This window comes from Cellulophaga sp. Hel_I_12 (genome assembly GCF_000799565.1).
GTDB lineage: Bacteria > Bacteroidota > Bacteroidia > Flavobacteriales > Flavobacteriaceae > Cellulophaga.
Genome location: NZ_JUHB01000001.1, coordinates 3,681,115 through 3,699,829, shown reverse-complemented (window position 1 = coordinate 3,699,829; position 18,715 = coordinate 3,681,115). Strand labels below are relative to the sequence as shown.

19 protein-coding genes are annotated in these 18,715 nt (G+C 31.3%); 12 read left to right on the top strand and 7 right to left on the bottom strand.

Annotated elements, in window-relative coordinates:
- Positions 1-764 precede the first annotated feature (764 nt).
- The gene (locus GQ45_RS16045; RefSeq protein WP_047419537.1) at positions 765-1,235 is read left to right on the top strand and encodes a hypothetical protein; all 471 of its coding nucleotides are present in this window, start codon (positions 765-767) and stop codon (positions 1,233-1,235) included.
- Positions 1,219-2,223 (top strand): hypothetical protein, encoded by a 1,005-nt coding sequence (locus GQ45_RS16040; RefSeq protein ID WP_047419536.1) that lies wholly within the window; start codon positions 1,219-1,221, stop codon positions 2,221-2,223. The genes GQ45_RS16045 and GQ45_RS16040 overlap by 17 nt, the downstream gene beginning before the upstream one ends.
- 375 nt (positions 2,224-2,598) lie before the next feature.
- Here the strand turns inward: GQ45_RS16040 and GQ45_RS16035 are convergent, their stop codons facing one another.
- The 7 genes from GQ45_RS16035 to GQ45_RS16005 all read right to left on the bottom strand — a co-directional run bounded on the left by GQ45_RS16035 (position 2,599) and on the right by GQ45_RS16005 (position 8,422).
- Complete coding sequence (locus GQ45_RS16035; protein WP_047419535.1) at positions 2,599-3,594, bottom strand: alpha/beta fold hydrolase; 996 nt, start codon at positions 3,592-3,594, stop codon at positions 2,599-2,601.
- Between the two features lie 151 nt (positions 3,595-3,745).
- Positions 3,746-4,369, bottom strand: a complete 624-nt coding sequence (locus tag GQ45_RS16030) for a hypothetical protein (RefSeq protein ID WP_047419534.1) — start codon at positions 4,367-4,369, stop codon at positions 3,746-3,748.
- A gap of 21 nt (positions 4,370-4,390) precedes the next feature.
- Positions 4,391-5,278 carry an alpha/beta hydrolase gene (locus GQ45_RS16025; protein WP_047419533.1) on the bottom strand — a complete coding sequence of 296 codons (888 nt, stop codon included), beginning with the start codon at positions 5,276-5,278 and terminating at the stop codon, positions 4,391-4,393.
- Entirely contained in the window at positions 5,275-6,297 is a 1,023-nt protein-coding gene (locus GQ45_RS16020) for an OmpA family protein (RefSeq protein ID WP_047419531.1), read from the bottom strand. The genes GQ45_RS16025 and GQ45_RS16020 overlap by 4 nt, the downstream gene beginning before the upstream one ends.
- Positions 6,298-6,439: 142 nt before the next feature.
- Entirely contained in the window at positions 6,440-7,030 is a 591-nt protein-coding gene (locus tag GQ45_RS16015) for a hypothetical protein (protein ID WP_047419530.1), read from the bottom strand.
- A complete protein-coding gene (locus GQ45_RS16010) occupies positions 7,020-7,493 on the bottom strand; it encodes an RNA polymerase sigma factor (protein ID WP_047419529.1) in 474 nt (157 codons plus the stop codon). The genes GQ45_RS16015 and GQ45_RS16010 overlap by 11 nt, the downstream gene beginning before the upstream one ends.
- Positions 7,493-8,422, bottom strand: coding sequence for an alpha/beta hydrolase (locus GQ45_RS16005; RefSeq protein WP_047419527.1), 930 nt, complete (start codon positions 8,420-8,422; stop codon positions 7,493-7,495). Before GQ45_RS16005 ends, GQ45_RS16010 begins: the two co-directional genes overlap by 1 nt.
- A gap of 452 nt (positions 8,423-8,874) precedes the next feature.
- On the opposite strand from GQ45_RS16005, the gene GQ45_RS16000 reads away from it, so the two are divergent.
- The 10 genes from GQ45_RS16000 (at position 8,875) to GQ45_RS15955 (ending at position 18,669) form a co-directional block, all read left to right on the top strand.
- On the top strand, positions 8,875-9,714 hold the full coding sequence (locus tag GQ45_RS16000; RefSeq protein WP_047419523.1) for a LytTR family DNA-binding domain-containing protein: 840 nt from the start codon (positions 8,875-8,877) through the stop codon (positions 9,712-9,714).
- 85 nt (positions 9,715-9,799) lie between these two features.
- Positions 9,800-10,441 (top strand): intradiol ring-cleavage dioxygenase, encoded by a 642-nt coding sequence (locus tag GQ45_RS15995; RefSeq protein WP_081980938.1) that lies wholly within the window; start codon positions 9,800-9,802, stop codon positions 10,439-10,441.
- A complete protein-coding gene (locus GQ45_RS15990) occupies positions 10,434-11,063 on the top strand; it encodes a YceI family protein (RefSeq protein ID WP_052188291.1) in 630 nt (209 codons plus the stop codon). Before GQ45_RS15995 ends, GQ45_RS15990 begins: the two co-directional genes overlap by 8 nt.
- A gap of 502 nt (positions 11,064-11,565) precedes the next feature.
- The gene (gene bla / locus GQ45_RS15985; protein ID WP_047419522.1) at positions 11,566-12,480 is read left to right on the top strand and encodes a class A beta-lactamase, subclass A2; all 915 of its coding nucleotides are present in this window, start codon (positions 11,566-11,568) and stop codon (positions 12,478-12,480) included.
- Between the two features lie 544 nt (positions 12,481-13,024).
- Positions 13,025-13,507, top strand: a complete 483-nt coding sequence (locus tag GQ45_RS15980) for a hypothetical protein (protein WP_047419519.1) — start codon at positions 13,025-13,027, stop codon at positions 13,505-13,507.
- A gap of 2 nt (positions 13,508-13,509) precedes the next feature.
- Positions 13,510-13,701, top strand: a complete 192-nt coding sequence (locus GQ45_RS15975; RefSeq protein ID WP_047419517.1) for a helix-turn-helix transcriptional regulator — start codon at positions 13,510-13,512, stop codon at positions 13,699-13,701.
- Positions 13,702-13,728: 27 nt separating this feature from the next.
- Complete coding sequence (locus GQ45_RS17680) at positions 13,729-15,195, top strand: serine hydrolase (protein WP_052188289.1); 1,467 nt, start codon at positions 13,729-13,731, stop codon at positions 15,193-15,195.
- A gap of 194 nt (positions 15,196-15,389) precedes the next feature.
- Positions 15,390-16,787 carry a serine hydrolase gene (locus GQ45_RS17675; RefSeq protein WP_197056975.1) on the top strand — a complete coding sequence of 466 codons (1,398 nt, stop codon included), beginning with the start codon at positions 15,390-15,392 and terminating at the stop codon, positions 16,785-16,787.
- Between the two features lie 374 nt (positions 16,788-17,161).
- Positions 17,162-17,743, top strand: a complete 582-nt coding sequence (locus GQ45_RS15960; RefSeq protein ID WP_052188287.1) for a helix-turn-helix domain-containing protein — start codon at positions 17,162-17,164, stop codon at positions 17,741-17,743.
- A gap of 80 nt (positions 17,744-17,823) precedes the next feature.
- Positions 17,824-18,669, top strand: a complete 846-nt coding sequence (locus GQ45_RS15955; protein WP_052188285.1) for an alpha/beta hydrolase — start codon at positions 17,824-17,826, stop codon at positions 18,667-18,669.
- The last annotated feature ends 46 nt before the right edge of the window (positions 18,670-18,715 follow it).

The following is an 18,715-nucleotide window of genomic DNA, read 5'->3' as shown; positions in this document are numbered from 1 at the left end:
TCGTTCAAACTTAAATCTTGTAATTTTGCGAGCAAAAAAAGGTATAACAGTGATGGATTGGGTGTTACTTTTAAACTTATAGTGAACTACAAAAACACTGGAAGCAACATAAAATGCAACAAGGTTTTTTAGCGGACTTAATGCTTAATTTTTAGATTGGGAGCACAACGTTCCAGGCTTTATCTAGCAGGAATTAGTGAAGTAGAAATCTAAAAATTTAGCATTGTGTCCAAGGCCTTTGGTAATGAAGCTCTTTTCTCGAAATGTAGTTTTTACGGAATGAAGAGGAATGTGTTGAGTGGATTATGAAAATGGATTTACTTTATTGTATGATTATAGGCGGACTTAAAAGCAAAGTTAAAAATTGGGATATGGTTTGAACACTTTTCATCTTTCTCGGAATTAAGCCGACAAGTGAAATAGAAAACGGAGGCTTTGAAGTTGTGTCCAAGATCTTTCTTAGTGAAGCGCTTTTCTCCTTATATAGCTTTTTTTCGGAATTTTGGGGAATGAGCCGAGTGTGCTACGACAATTTGATTGTACCTTGGAATACCTTATTGATTCTGCTTGAGTATTGATGATTTGACTCTCGCTAAATTTGTTGTTTCTTACAAGGACAGTTGGAATTTAAGATTAATAGATTCGAATTATTAACAGTCCTATCTTAACGAAACTTAGAAGTGAATGTAGCATTATAAAGTTTCAATCGTCTTAAAACTAAATAAAAACAAAACTTATCCTGAAAGCCTCAAAATATTTAAATTATGAAAAACATTTTTATAAAAACACTATTAGTTTTAAATCTTGCTTTCACAGGATTTCTAGCTATAAATCAGTACTTAAATCGCAGCATAGAACTAGATTTTTCTGATGAAATTATTAAAGCACAGGGACTTGTAATAACAGATGCCAATGGGGTTGAACGTGTAATTATTGGTGCCAACCTTCCCGACCCACAAGGTCATGGCAATCGATTTTCTAGAGGTGGTGAAGTGAGTGGCATCATGCTATATGATTCTGAAGGTCAAGAAAGAGGCGGTTACGTGACTGATAACGATTATGGAAATATATTTCTAACACTAGACTCAAAAACATCACAACGTGCCCTGTTTATTGCCGAGCCTCAAGGTGCAGCTACTTTGCAGGTTTGGGGAAATAACGGTAATAAAATCTCAATTGGAGCTTCTGATGAAGGCACGCAGTTTGAAATCATAGAAAATGGAAAAGAAAAATAAGTACATCATAATGAGAAGGAAGTTGATATTACTAGTGATCTTCAAAATAACTCTAAGTAGTTGTGAACAGAAAATCTCAATTAAAAAGGCTGCATTTACGGCTATAAATCCATTAGCCTACACCGATGTTGTTTATATATCGAACAAGGATACAGTGCTAGTTTCAACTTTTGATGGAAGAATTGCACAGAGAATTCATGGAAAAGAAAAAGAAACTTTAGTATTACAAATCCCAGATGAGATATATAGTTTAGCATATGATTCAATAACGCATCGTATTTATGCATCAACACTTAATTCTGGTATTTTTATTATTGATGCCAAGAACAAAGCGATCATAGATAGACTGACTTTAGAAAAAACTTGGATATCCAATATTTTTTTATCAACCGATGGAAATATATTAGCAGGACGTTCGGCTGACCGAAAAAACCATATTTGGAATTTAAAAAATGACCAAGCTTTAATAACACTTCCGGATAGTTTGTCAACTTATAGGATTACAGGAATTTCAAAAAATAGCAGCATTATCCTTAAAGGCAAGGGTACTTATCTTTTTTGGCATCCTTTAAAGAATTTGATTGAAAAAGAAGTTAAGATTAATGGTAATTTGGCTGCCATTGATGCTTCAAATAATATGCTACTGATTAACGATACAAACTTTCAGTATTACAATGCCGCTATTGATTCTACTTCACCAAAAAAACAACACGAAGATTGGCCATACTACGTAAAGGAACAAGATACCACTTTGAGGATTCCTTTACAATTGGCATTAACAGTAGGTGAGTTAACGGAAGAATATATATTTACCGCAGGTATTGACAGATCTATTCGAAAATGGAATAAAACTAATGGTCAACATTTAGAAGATATCATCAAACACAAAGCTACAATTAGTGCTATGGACATTGCGCCTGATGCTTCTCAATTAGTTTCGGTTGATTTAAAAGGTGGAATTCTTTTTTATGAAATTCATAAAAATTAGTTTGTAAATTTAGCTGAGTTTTTTAAATCAATATCAAAGTTTTAGAAGATGACCTTATCCAAGGCAGATAAGTGTTCCTTTAATAAAATTGTTGAATTTTATCCCTCTGTAAAATTGTCAATATTTATCTTGGAAAAAACCTCTTTTAGTAATAAGAGCTATTTTATTTCCACTACTTACGCTAAAATTTTATAAAGCTAGAATGTGGTTTGTCTTTTTTAACCATCTGAAATAAGTCAGTCTACACTTTTAGTACTAGATAGTTTTGTTAGTTTTATAAGGCAAAATCATACTAGTCAAAATGATGCAGAATTGGATAAAAAAGTTTTTTTTGTAATGTGCAAAGACATATTTCTATTTTATGATTAATAGACTTTAATTCAATACTTTTTTTAAAATTTTTTTAAACTCTTTCGGTTTGTCTAGCCAAATATTATGACCTGCATTTTTAATCATCATAAAATCCAAAAATGGAACTTGCTCACTAATTGGGCTCCAAGCGTTGCCGTATGGATCTACAAAATCATACTCCCCATTAATTAAAAAAATGGGTATAGCACTTTTTGTAAGTGCCTCGGACATACGACTTGTTCTTTTGCTCCATTCCTCACTACCAACATTGCTCTGAAGTGCATTAAAAACATTGGGATTGAAAAAAGCATTTTCAGTTTTTTCAATTTCATTCATTAAATATGTATGGTTTGCAGCGTATAATATCTTCTGTAATAAAGTAAACTGAATTCCCGTAAGCTTGTCTTCATCTTTTATATTATGTAGGATTTTTTTATGCTCTATATTTTTGCTTACCCTTTTTTGCCAAACTTCCAATGCTGCCATGTATTTGTTTATTGGCTCATCTATATTCTTAAAATACGCACTATCTATTATTGACAAGGGACAGCCTATCATTATTAATTTGTTGACATTCTCCGGATGGTAATGAAGATAATCCAATGCAATAGTTGCTCCGTTAGAATGCGCTAAAATATTGATTTTAAGAATTTTAAATTCCTTACGTATTTGTTCTATGTCATTAACAAAATTACGGAAGGTAATTAGACTATCGGCCGCGGGACTTCTTAGAGATCCTCTTTGGTCAAATAAGATAAAACGATTTCTATTTGAATGGGGAAGTAAAGGATTTATAAGATAGGAATGTTCCGCTCCAAAACCGCCGTGAAGTACTATATAAGTGTTTTCTGCTTTATTATTTCCTATTTCCAAAACGTATAAGGAAACACCATCATTCGTTTTTAGGTTGTGATAAATTCCATTTTCTGGTAGATATTGTGAAAATGCTAGTATGGGAAGTAAAAAGAAACAAACGTAGTATAATTTAACCTTGAATTTGATTTTATTTATTTTGATCATAAGTAAACTATTTTACTTAATGACGATTGAAATAAATAAATGCTACAAACTTCTAAAAAGATTCTTTATTGTCTAACTTCTATAGGGTGATCCAAAATGATTTTGTTATCACAAAACTATAGGAATCTCAACGCTTCATCAACTTCTAATTTTATGGAGTATACGGTAAGATGTAGTTTTCAAAACTACCGTTTTCTACTTTAAATGTCTTGGTGCCAGTCATATTTCTAAACTCACCAGAAAATGTACCACTGATACTATAAAAATCTGTAGTAATCCCAAATGCAGTTTCTGTTTTAACTTTTTCTACACCAGTAATTTCCAATAAAAATTGATGATCATTCGAAGTAAGAATTTCATCACTGGTTTCAATATCCTCAAAACCCATTAAATTAATCGTGCAATTCAAGATGTCAAATTTATCCGTAGTAAACTTATAATCCACTAAATTAAAACTCATAGTAACTTCTTTATAATCATCAGATTCAGGATTAATATCTGTTTCTGAGCCTATAAAAGAAATAATCCAAGTGTCCCCTTTTACATAAGTCGCCTCTAAGTCAAAAGATCGGGTGAGGTCATTTTTAAAGTTTTGGCCATTAAAAGTAAAGAATAATTTTTGGTTTGAGTTTTTTGTGTTTTCTTCTTGGATTTCGCTAGTTTCAACTGTTGGTACACTCTCACTTTGGTTTTCTTTTTTATCCGTTTTAGTGTTGCAACTGGCAAATAGTAATATCCCTAAACTGGCACCTAAAATTAAAAATTGTTTTTTCATATTATTTTTTTTAGTACATGATTATTTATTCAATATCGCAATAATCTCCCTTAAAGCAACTTTCGCCTCTTTCATTATGGGTAATAATGGCCAGATGTGTGGCATATTTTTCCCTTTTACTAATTGAATATCAACTTTAGCGGCAATTAATTTATCGACCACCAATTTCTGGTCTGGATAGGTAATATCATTTTCTGCCAGAAATAGTATAGTTTTCGGGAATCCAACAAAACTTCCATACAATGGGGAAATCATTCTATTTTTTAAATCAGTCTTCTCTACACACATTTTTTTTGCACTTAACACTCCTTTTTTGGACAACATTGGGTCAAGAGTATCCACTCTTACTATTTCAGGATTAGACATGCTCGCATCCATAACGGGTGACACAAGAATTATTTTACGGGGCAAATCTCTATTTTCTGTTATAAGACGTTGAATTAAAGCGGTCACTAAAGTTCCTCCTGCTGAATCACCCATCAATGAAATTTTATGTGAATCGTAGTCCTGTAGTGCTTTAGCGTATATAGCGTCGATATTATTTGAAATTTCCGAAATCTTATGTTCTGGTGCTTTAGGATAATCACACATCCAAATGGTATAATTTGTTAGTTTAGCGATTTCCTTAACGGTATCCCAATGATGTTGTGAAGGTCCCAAAATAAAAGCTCCTCCGTGAATGAATATTAAAAGGTTAGTACTGCTTTCTTCTTGTTTAATTTCAGTAATTAAGGAATCTAAAACTTTAAAATTTGATACGTGATTTTCACGAAAAAAATTATTCTTGGGATAATGTACATCCCCTTTTCTTATTTTATTAATATCTATCGGGTCTTTACTAAAATCATTTTTAATACCTTTTAGCTTTATTACTAATAGCGTTAGATAAAAGCTTAGGCTTTGTTTCATGATATTTTTCTTAGTTCTACTCTTCTATTCAAAGCTTTGTTCTCTTCGGTATTGTTTGCAGCTATTGGTTTGCTATCCCCAAATCCTGCGCTTTTTAAACGCTCGCCTTTGATTCCTTTGGTTGTGAGGTAATCAAGAATGCCCTTAGCTCTTAATTCGGAAAGTTGCATATTATATTGTGCATTACCTACATTGTCCGTATGTCCCTCAATACTAATTTTTAAATTAGGATTCTCGGATAATAGTTTAAAAATTTCATCTAGTGTGGGCAGTGCCTCCACTTTAATATCAGATTTATTAGTGTCATAATTAATATACAAAGCGACCATTCCTTTTTGGTCAAGTGTGAGCTTCATTTGGTCAGCGTTGATCAGTTTCGTTGTAATTTCTATAGGTTTTGTTTTAAGAATTGATAGGTACAAACTTGCCCTATCGTCAGATTCGTTTAATTGTATCCATACATTTTGTAAATCCTGTCGGATGACATAGGTCCAAGTTTTTGCGTATCCTTGAAAACCATAGGCGGTTCCTCTTAAACCATAATCGCTTATTGGATTGGATTCTTCGTTTTTAAGAATAGCTTCCCTAGGTACTTTTCCTTGAAATAGTTCAACTCCACCAGCATCCGTAAAGACTTTATTCAAATTTTTTGTAAGTTCAAGAATGGAAAACTGTTTGTTTTCAGTCGTTGAAATTCTTCCATAAAATAAGCTACCTTCGGGCAGCTCAAAATCATTTCCTGTCCAAAATCGAATCGATTCATAATCTCTATTATTTTTACTGGAGAACTCATATCCATCCGGAAGATTGAAAAAAGGAAGGTCGATGATAGTAAAACTACTCAAGGGAATTTTAGTGATTTCAAAATCAATTTTCTTAGTTTCGGTAATTTCTTTTTCCCTTACAATTTTTACATCGTCTTGATTTTCAATATCCTGTGAACTATTTTTTTCAATTGAATCCTTGCAAGAATTTAAAGAAGCTAAAATAAGAATTAGGGGTATACATATTTTTTTCATGAGATTTGTGTTTGTTTTTAGGAATTATTTACTCTTTCGGTTCTATCGAATTTGCGAGTTTTTACCACAATTTTTCCTTGTGAACCAGAAAGCTGGTACTAAATTATAATATAATCTCTTATCCCGCAATTTTATCCCAATTCTACTGAATGATTTGGTCATTTAAGTGCTTAAATTGATCTAATAGTTTATTAAGCTTAGTATTTTGTTTTTTAATTATTTTAGGCCGTAAATAAAACCAATTAATAGCAAACCAAAGCAAGGTTGTTACACTCACAACTATTGCTAAAGTTACGGGCATTTTTGAAACATACTCAAAAAGATAAAGCCCTATGCCTAAAGAAAGCATCATAAAATAGGTACTCAACATCGTTGTTTGTTGAAATAGTTGTTTCTCTTTTAATTGTATAAGATTTTGAACGTAATCCTTGCTATTTGGCTCGATGTCTTGAGCCGATAATAAAGACCATTGGCTGTTATAAGGCATTAAAAAAATAATCATAGCCAAAATGCACAAGCTAATACCAATCTTAGTTGTAATTAATTCAGGTTGGTAATAATACCAAATAAAACCAATACATACGATGGTTAACAAAAGGGTAAAATTCACTATAATTAGTTTAAGTAGGCTATTCCTTTTTAATTGATCTACTTTATTAAAAAGCTCTTCAACTTTTGGAATGTCTTTTTCCTGACTATTCCATATTTTTTTAAAATCTATATTAGTATCCATTTTTTTTAAATTTTTGTGTTAATTTTTCTTTTATTCTATGAATTTTAACGCGAACATTACTCTCTGAGAGTCCAACAATTTTTGCGATTTCCTTTTGATCGATATCCTCAAGTTCTAATGATATGATGATGCGTTCTATTTCTTTAAGCTCCGAGATATATTGGTATAAATAGTATACGTCATTTTCTAACGTTGTTTCTGAAATTTCTTCCTTAATGTCTGTGGGCAATCCAGACTTAGGCATTTTATTTTCTTTTTGAATTTGACGTAAACAAGTGTTAGAGGCAATTCTAAAAATCCAAGTTCCCACAGAGGATTCGTTTCTGAATTTAGGTAATTGCTTCCAAACTTTAATGAATGTTTCTTGCGTTAAATCTTTGGCTGCATCTACATCATTTACATAACCCATACAGAGCCTAAAAATTTTTTGCCAGTAGGTGGCATAAATAGTTTCAAAATTCATTATTTAATCCAGTTCTTTAATGCGTTGATAAATTTGGTTTGTTGGTCTATAAATAGGTTATGAGAGCAATTCTCCATATACTCCAGCTTCTCTTTACCAATTAAACTTCCAATTTCAGTAATTTGAACTTCTGAAAACAGCCCATCATCTTTACCATATAAGCCAAAAATAGGTGTACTATTCTTTAATACAGTTCTTAGATTTTCTTTTATATCTAGAGTTGTATATTTTTCGTTTCTCCAAAACCCTTGTGGAGCTTCGTATGTCATTTGTGAACCATACTGCACCAGCAAAGTATCTGTTTTAAATCTTGAATAGATGTCTACAGCTTCTTTTGTAGGTGCTTTAGGATAATAAAATCCGTTTTGCATAGCATGACCAAAGCAATACGAACTATACTCAAGAGTACTCTTATCCATGTTCTCTAGTATCTTTATATAGTTAAGATTTACAGTATCTTTTTTACTAAAATAAATCGCTTTTGATGAATTTAATACCGTAGAAAATGACTCTTGCGTCGACAAAGGTGCAGATACCAGTACTACAGCTTTAACTTTATTTGGATATTTTTCGGCGTATAAGGTGGCTATAATACCCCCGAAACTATGACCAACCAAGGTTGCTGATGTTATATTGAATGTATCGTAAATTAAATTTAGGTCTTCAAACGTTTCATTAAATGTAAACGCTGCATTTTTTTCTAGTGACCTTCCTTCGCCCCTTCTGTCGTAAGCAATAACATAAAAACCATTTTCAGCAAGTTTTTGAGCAGTTGTTACTTCAAAGCCAGCCGCATTAAATCCTGGACCGCCATGAAGGTAGATGAGTGGTTTATCGTTTGAATTTCCATATGCTTTTGAATAAATTGTTTGAGAATTAGCAGAGAATGTAGCTACTAAAAGTGCGAATAAGAGTATAGTATTTTTCATTTTGATTCCTTTTTGTTTTCATTTAGATACAAGGAATTTCAAAATGTTACAAAAAAAATTATGATGTTCCATTAATTTTTATTTTTTAGTCAATTATAAAAAAAATCAACGCAGTCATAGATTAAGTGACAGATGACAATCGAAAATGACGAAATTCAAATTTACTAGCAACCAATATTAGTATGAAGTAAATCAAACTCTTGATGTTATTACGGTTTTATTCCCCGCTGCTTGTTAAGTTATTTTTATAGTATAAATTATCTACCAAACCCTTGACACCACTTGGGTTAAAACCAATTAAAAAGTAGAATCTGACCCTACAATTCCTTTAAAAAAATAAACTTCTTTTATCTTATGAAAATAAATGGGATAAAAGTATATTTATTCAAGATCTAACGAATCAGGGTCAATATTAAACCACCCAAATAGAGGAAATAAACAAATAAGTAAGCATGGTAAACTTAATTATAACGGGCAGAAATAAACATAATTCTTCAGAGAACATTAGAAAGTTACTTATGGTGCTTTCAGGAGTTTTTCTCTGCATTGTAGGTTTAACCATATTTCAGGATTTCTTGGAATCGAAAAGAAATGGGTATCCCTTCCATTTCAACGAATCCATACTTTTCAAAACCATTTGGTTTCTATTCATTCCAATATTAGCAGTACTGCACAAAAAACTGGAAAATGAAACATTCGATAGCTTTCGTAAAACACTGATATTCATTGTAACACCCATCATAGTGCATGTTTTCATCTTACCTTTCGTTGCTGTAGTTCTCTCTGTACTTTTCTACGAAGGCAGGTATGACCTGTACAAATTCTTTTCATATACATTGGCACGCGACTTGTATAAATTGGTTATTGTTTACACAAGCTTTGTATTGGGTTATAAGTATTTTATAACCCTTAAACGGAACACATATATTGAGGAAATAAAACCTAAATTGAGTACCATTATCATCAACAACGGTAGGGAAAATGTGGTGGTCAATGTTAAAGACATTATACAAATCACTTCCGCCACACCCTATATCTGCATCCATCTAGAAAACAAAAGGCATCTGCATTCCGAAACACTAAAATCTATGTGTGGCCAGTTGGATAGCAATGTCTTTGTTCGTATACATAAATCCAGCATGGTTAACATCTCAAAAGTCAGCTCTTTCAAGTCAAGGCTTAATGGCGACTACGATTTACAATTGGCAAACGGAGATTTAGTAAGGTTAAGTAGAACATATGCAACCGATTTCAAAAATCGCTTCGGTACAGGTCATCAGGTCAATCTATAAACTCATCGACATAAAACATTCTGTTTTTCCATCTCTTTCTTCATACATAATTTTGTTTGAACACAAATTTCAAATAAGACAAATTATGAGCGTTAAGATTGAAAAAATTAGACTAACCCTTTTATTAGTATTATGGGTTTGTACATCCTGCAATGCCCAAACGAAGCATTCGACGACCAAACTTATTGGTGGAGGTTGCGAAGGTTGTGATGCAATATATGAGTATGGTGATAAAAAATTAACCACAATTGACACTCTTCCCGAATTTCAAAACAATGAACCCAAATTGAGAATCAAGGGAATTGTTTTCAAAAAGGACGGCAAGACACCAGTAGAAAATGTCATTATTTATATCTACCATACTAACAGACAAGGCATTTATGAAACCAAAGGCAATGAAAAAGGTTGGGCAAAAAGACACGGGTTTATACGAGGTTGGGCAAAAACAGGCAAAGACGGGAAATATGCATTTTACACCTTCAGACCAGCATCTTATCCCGACAGAAGTGAACCTGAACATATCCATTTAACGGTGAAAGAACCTGAAAAAAACGAATACTATCTTGATGACTATCTTTTTGACGATGACCCAATACTCACCAAAAGCAAAAGGGATAAGTTAAATAACCGAGGTGGTTCTGGAATTATGAAACCAATTAGGGAAAACGGAGTGCTTACTATCGAGCGGAACATCATTTTAGGCAAAAACATTCCTAATTATGAATAGGTTGCGTTATTTTCTTCTTCCTTTGATGGTGCTCTCTTGTATCGACAAACATAAATCGGACGCCCCAAAAGTAACGGTAAAACCAGCGGTTGAACATAACCTTTTAATTGAAGCCGACACGCTTGTACTCAATCTTGAAAAATCAAAAATCAATTGGGTAGCAACAGAAATGCGTGGAATAAAAAGGCGTACGGGAATCATATCATTTAAAGATGGCTTTTTCCTTATCCGAAATGGCGAAATAGTTGGCGGAAAATTTACTGTTGATATGGAAACAATGGACGCAACTGATGTTCCATTGCACGAAAATATTGCAAGAAGAAATCTTCTTAATCATCTGAAAAGCGATGATTTTTTTAATGTTAAACATTATCCTTTATCAACATTGGAATTGACCAGTGTGCACCAAACAAAAAACGACAGTCTTAAAATTTCAGGAAACTTAACCATTCGAGAGGTTACAAAGAACATAGATTTTTTTGCACATCAGAAAGGTGACAATTTTAAAACCATATTTACCTTTAACCGACTTGATTGGAACATTGCCTATGAGGGAAGTTGGGCTGACAAAACCCTAGTGGACAAAGACGTGGAATTGGCAATAAAAATTAGAACAGAATAATATTTGCTTACCCACAAAAAAAAATTCATCTAAACTTAGCATTGAATACCCAATCTTGGGGAAAAAAGGAATTTTCTTTATTTGACCCTGATACTAATTTGCTAACTTTTGGACAAAGCATTTAAAATTGAACACGTGGAAAAACTACGAAACAACAAGCCATATTAATCTTTCCTTTCCGTTTTAAAACCAATTTGGTTCCTATTTTACTGTTCGATATATATTTTGTCTTTTTGCAGCAAAAAATTCAATTTCTGATGAAAATTTAGTGTCTTCAACGAATTATTATAGGGGATCATGACAAGTTGATACTGCGGCTGAAGGAAGTCGAAAGATGGTTTAGGAGACTAGAACTTAAGAGGTGTTTTTCACCTCTTTTTTTTGTGAATAAAAAATTATATTTGTTACAGATATAACAAATGTGAAGTTATAATTAAAATAAAAATATTGTGTTTATACAATCGTTCGTGGCAATTTTAAAAAGACAACATAACCCAAAAATATGACAAAACTATTTCAATTGACAGTTTTACTTTTATTACTCATACCGAGTTGCCAAAGTTCAAATAACAAAACCAACTTGCTACGAAGTAAAATTGAGCAAATTGTATCCGACAAAAACGCAGTAGTTGGAGTTTCGATTATGGGGAATAAGGTTAAAGACACCATTTCTTTACACGGAGATAGACGATTTCCAATGCAAAGTGTTTTTAAATTTCATATTGCACTTGCAGTATTGTCGGAGGTTGATAAAGGAAAACTTTCGTTAGACCAGAAAATAGAGATAAATAAAAATGAACTTTTACCCGAAGATTTTTGGAGTCCATTGAGAGACGAAAATCCGAACGGTGGGAGTTTTACTATTGAAAGATTAATTCAATATACCGTTTCTCATAGTGATAATACAGCTTGTGATGTTTTAATACGACTTATTGGAACACCCAAAACAGTTGAAGAATACATTAAAAAAAATAGTATTAAAGACATACAAATTACTTTCAACGAACAAGATATGCAGGCAAAATGGGGAAATATGTTTGAGAACTGGACAACACCAAAAGCGGCCAGTGAGACGCTGAAAATATTTTATGAGAATAAAAACAACTTACTTTCAAAAACTAGTCACGACTTTTTTTGGAAAACAAATAAAGAAACAACAACTGGAAATAACAGAATAAAAGGACAATTACCTGAAGGAGTAATTGTTGCTCACAAGACAGGCTGGTCTGGTACAAATAAAGAATCAGGAATTACAGGCGCTGTAAACAATATCGGAATTGTATTTTTACCAAACGGAGAGTATTTCATCATAAGTGTTTTCGTTACTGAATCCAAAGAAAGTTTTGACACGAATGAAAAAATTATAGCTGACATCGCAAAAGCAACTTATGATTTTTATACCAAATCGACTAAATAGAAAAGATGCCACTAATCGAGTAGACGTCCGTAATCGGTAATGCCTAAGGTACGCCTCCAACACTACCTTATATGAAGATGGTATAGAAAAAAGACAGTCCTTTAGTAGCTGGAGACCAGTTTTTATGTTTTAAAAAGAAAGAGTTTTTCCTTTTATTAAGCAAAATTAATCAAGTTCTAAAAATTATTCACTTGGGCCAAAATCAAGAGATATTTATGGAATGAAAAACGTTGGAATCAAGTCTGACTTGAAAAACATAACGTGCGAAAAAAGAAAACGAATTTAAGAGGTGTTTTTCACCTCCTTTTTTTGATTAAAAAAGTATATTTTTTACAGATATAATAAAAGTCATATTGGGTATAAACGCATTGCTTTTATACAATAGTTAGCGGCAATGCCCTCACAGACTCGGAGAATTCAAGAATCTAACCCAATTATAATAATAGCTTACGAATATACTCAAAAAGTTGATAAAAAATAGGAATGTAAAAAATATTATACATTTAGTAAAAAATATTATACATTTGAAAAAAAATTTATCAATATGAATTTACTTTTCAATCATAAATTTAAACAGATTTCAGGTTGGGTATTCTACCTTTCTATTCCAATTTCCCTCTATTTGCTTTTCACAGACAAATTTGATGAATTACTTGTTACAAAAGTTTACTCTCTATTTTCCTTTGAAAAAACTATTATAACCGAAAATACAGAAAATATAATTGGTTCAAGCGGATTTCAATGGATTAAAAATGGCTTACTTGATGAAATACTAACAACCTTAATTATTGTATCTGGTTTAGTCAACTCTTTTTGTAAAGAAATTGTCGAAGATGAATTGATAGCAAAACTTAGATCTGATAGTTTAACGTTATCACTTTATCTTAACTATAGCATTCTTATTCTTGCAAATATTTTAGTATATGAACTTACATTTTATTATGTTTTAATCTTTAACTTATTTATGATTATTCTATTTTTTAATTTGATATTTAAATTCAAATTATACCAACACTATAAAAGTTAAAAATGAATAATAAATTGAAAATCTATCGAGTTAAATTTAACTACACTCAAGATGACCTTTCAAAAAAATTGAAAGTATCAAGGCAAACAATAAATGCTATAGAAAACAACAAGTATTTTCCATCATTAGAGTTAGGCTTACAACTTGCTAAAATTTTGGATTGTAAAGTTGATGACCTTTTTAGTTTAGATTAATACTTATACCAATAAAACAAATAAAAAATGAAAAAGAAAATAATTTTAACAGTAATGATAATGCTATGTTATACAATATCATTTGGACAAGTAAAAAATAGCACAAAAAAAACGAAACAAATTAATACCTATCTAACCGAACTTGAAAAAGTTGGGTTTTCGGGAATTGTACTCGTTGAAATAAACGGAAAAGTAGCAATCTCAAAAGGTTACGGTTTCAGCGATAAGGCTAATCTGATAAAAAACAAACCTTCAACTGTTTTGTGCATTGGTTCAATTACAAAACAGTTTACTGCTACCGCAATACTAAAATTGGAAATGCAGGGAAAACTTTCTACTGACGATAAAATCACTAAGTATTTCGTAAATGTTCCAATTGATAAAAGTAACATAACAATTCACGATTTGCTTCGTCATCAATCAGGACTACAAAGTAACGTAGGTAAAGATTATGACAAAATAAGTCAAGCAGAATTTCTTGATAAGGTCATGAATTCCAAATTGTTATTTGAAGTTGGAAAAGAGTTTTCCTATTCAAATATTGGATATAGTTTATTGGGAATGATTATAGAAAAAACATCAGGCAAAACTTATGAAACCTATTTATATGACAACCTTTGGAAACCTGCGCAAATGGAAATGACAGGATATTCAAGACCAATGTTTGACAAATCCAAAATAGCTATCGGATATTATAAATACGATAAAATATGGGGCAAACCAACAGATAAAGAATGGGATAAAACAGCACCATATTGGCATCTTACGGCTAATGGTGGAGTACTTTCAACAACAGAAGATATGTATAAATGGCATAAAGCCTTAAAGGGCGAAAATATATTATCGAAAGATGCAAAAAATAAATTATACCACCCAAAAATAAGGACAGAAGAAAATTATAACGAACCAATATACGGATATGGTTGGGACGTTGCACCAACAAATAGAAATACAAAAAGATATTGGCACAACGGGTCAAACAATATTTTTTTTGCAGACTTTATGATATATATAGATGAGGATGTTACTTTGATTATGCTTTCTAATAAATCACATCAAACAAACTTTGATAAATTAAATTTTGAGTTGTCTAAAATGATTTTTGAAAATAATTATAACCCAATCATACCTATTGCTGACAATGAAGCCAATCAAAAATATTCTCAAAATATAATTGAAATAATTTTGAGTAAAGGAATTGAAGCTGGTAAAGAAAGTTATAAAAAAAGACCTGCTAACACAAATATTTTAGAATACATTTTAAACGCAAAAGGTTACGATTTTTTGTCGCAAAAAAATTACGAAAAAGCAATAAACCTTTTCATAATGAATACTTTTGCCTTTCCAAAATCTGCAAATGCTTTTGATAGTTTAGGAGAATCGTATATGAACAAAGGCGACAAGACTTTGGCTATTAAACACTATGAGAAAAGTTTAGAATTAAATCCAAATAATGGTAATGCAAAAGATATGCTTTTAGAATTGAGAAAATAACGACAATTGAAGCACTACCGCTAAAAAAGTATAAGAAATAGCGGTTTCAGTGCTAAATTGAAGGTCTGTACTTTTAATAAAAGTCAGTACCAAACTGAAAGTGAAGTGCTTTTTTTCCGCTACTTCTTATACACGCAAAACGTTAGCTGTAATTTTCCCAAACTCAAATATAAATTGAAAAACAAAAAACTTATATGAAAAAAATTATCATCATTCTCTTTTTAGTATTTACAAACAATACTATCTATTCACAAAAAAGTAAAAAAATAGATACGTTATTATTGACTTACGAAAAAGCAAATCAATTTAGTGGTTCAGTATTGGTTGCTGAAAAGGGGAACATCATTTTTGAAAAAAGTTATGGTTATAGAAACACCAAAACAAAAGAAAAAAACACGAATAGCAGTATCTATAGAATATATTCAACTACAAAAATTTTTACAGCAACAGTTATTTTAAAATTAGAAGAACAAGGGAGGTTATCTCTAAATGATAAACTTTCAAAATATTATCCTGATTATCCAAAAGGAGACAGTATTACTATAGCCAATATGTTATCTCATACTTCTGGAATACCCGATGGTGATTTAGCTGAAATCACAATCAATGAAGAAGCCTTATTAAAGGACATTTCTGAAAAACCCTTAAATTTTTCTCCAGGTAAAAGTTGGGGGTATTCAAATGTCAATTACTATTTGTTAGGCTATATAATTAAAAAAATAACAGGAATAGAATATGACAAGGTCATAGAAGATATTGTATTAAATCCTCTACAAATGAATAATAGCGGTTTTCATTTCAATGATTTGAAAAATGAAAATAAAGCATTAGGATATGAATTTATGTCTGGGAAAAATTCAAACGAAGCGTTACAATTTAAAACAGATCATCCTTTTGCAGCAGGAGCGATGTATTCAACAGTAGAAGATCTATACAAATTCAGCGCAGCAATAAAAAAAGGAGAAATATTAAACAAAAAAACAGTTGACAAAGCACAAACTCCTTTTCTTAATGATCATTATGGATTTGGTTATGATATTCAAAAAATTCTTAATAAAAATACAATCGGACATAGTGGTGTTGGTCCTGGATACCGTTGTCAATTTTTCAAAATATTAGAAGATGATATTACTATAATCATACTTGTAAATTCGGAAATGGTTCCTATGAATATAGCTGAAAAAATCACAGGCATTATGACTGATAATGCATATGAAATAAATAAAATTCCCAAAATAAGCAAAAATCATTTACAAAAAATAGAAGGGGTATATTCTTCTAAAGATGGCAATTTTTATTTAAAAAATATTAACGGGATGCTTGTTTTTAGTGGCGGTAATATGCCAAGAATTCCCTTAACTCCTACTTCAAAAAATACTTTTAATTTTGGAGAACAATTTAAAGTTTATTTCAAAACAACACCAACAGAAGAAATAGAATCAGTTAGTATTGATGATACCTATCAAGGAATAAAAAATGCAAATAAAGTATCCGATACTTTCCCTTGGGGTATTATTGGAACAGCAACTTCAAGTGGCTGTATGGGGAAGATATTGCATTACAAGAAAATAAGGCTAATTTATATTATTTAAAAAATTATAAGTTAAATGCTGGTGAATTAAGATTTAGATTAAATAATGATTGGAGTAATAGTTTAGGTATAAATATAGATGGAAGTATTATTTATGATGGATATAACATACAAATAGTTGAAGATGGTGATTATGATATTATTTTAGATATGACTATTAAATCAAAACCTAAATATTCAATCGTAAAAAGTAAAAAATAGAACTATAGCTAAAAAACATATATAGTTCATAGACAGATATTTATATAATCAAAGTTAAGTCATATTTGCTAATCCGCAAAATTTTTTAATTTATACACTAAGAGCCATATACAAAACAGTTGTAGGTAATTTGCTTTATGTTTTATTGTTTACTATTTTAACAAATAAAAAGAAATGAACCTTGGAGAAAAAATAAGCTTACAGAGAAAAAACAAGGGCTTATCACAAGAATTACTTGCCGAAAATTGTGGCATTTCATTACGAACTATACAAAGAATTGAAAATAATAAATCTAAACCAAGACCTTATACATTAAAAGTAATTGCAGAGGCTTTGAATATGAAAATAGAGCAGTTGGAAGAAAGTTTCAATTCCGAATTAGCAAAGGATAAGGCTATAGCAAAAATTAACTTGATAAATACTTCGGCATTATTAGGTGTTTTAATACCTCTCTTAAATATAATTGCTCCAGTCTTCTTATGGAGATTAAACAGGCAAAATCCGTTGGTCAATGAAAAGGGTAGAAAAGTTATCAGTTTTCAAATTTTATGGTTTCTATTTTCTTTGTTGATTTTACTCACAACCCATTTTCTAAATTATAAAATAACCGGAGAATTTATATCGGGTCGCGTTCCGATGGTGAGTGTCGTCTACATTTTACTTCTCTTGATAAATGTATTTTTCATCGTTAAAAACTCCATTAAGTTAAAAACAGAAAACACCGAAATCTATTCTTTTTTCCCTAATCTATTTTAAATGTCCCAACAATGACGCAGTAATGTCGTAACCAAAAGGGTTTATAACAGGTAATTTTGCCCAAAACTAAATCCTCAACAATGAAAAAAATATTGATATTTGGCATTACAATTTTGGCTACTTCGGCAATCTCTATTGTTCTATTTTCTTATTTAACGGGCAATCCAACATATCCTGAATCTGTCGTTCAAACTACAATAAATTCAAAAATATTGAACGAAGAGAGAGAAGTAATAATTCATCTTCCAATTAACTACGACAAGAAAAAAAAGTATCCAGTTATGTACGTCCTTGACGGTAGTTCACAGGACAAACATTTAGCCAATAAATTTGATATTTTATCAACCGCTGGTTACGTTCCAGAAACAATTGTAGTCGGTATTCCTAACACAAGCGGAAAAGGAAGGCAACGGGATTATACACCTCCTTATATGAAGATGGACATTGATGAAAAAGACAGTCCGTTAGGAGGAGGAGACCAATTTTTATCTTTTATGGAAAAAGAGCTTTTTCCTTATGTCGAGCAAAATTATTCTGTTTCTAAAAATCGTTCACTTGCAGGCAATTCAAGAGGCGGACTTTTAGTAATGTACTCTTTACTTTACAAACCCGATTTATTTAAAGGTAGGTTTTGCTTCAGTCCAGCTTTTTGGCGAGATGATAATTTGATTGTTAATAAGGTTTCTGATTTTCTTGCTAAAAACGAGAGTTTAAGTTCTTTTCTATATTTGAGTATGGGAGAAGATGAAAACGAAAAAATGAAAAAAGGATTTAAGGAAATGACAAAAACCTTAAGTAAAAAAGAAAACGACCAATTGATTTGGTATTCGGACTTTACCAAAAATGCCGACCATCAAAATAATGCAGAAATATCCGCATCTGTCGGAATTAGAAAATGGACAGACTATCTTAATACAGGGGAATAAAAAAAGGTTGCTAACCTTTTACGCGAAAAATTGCTGTTACGTGCCT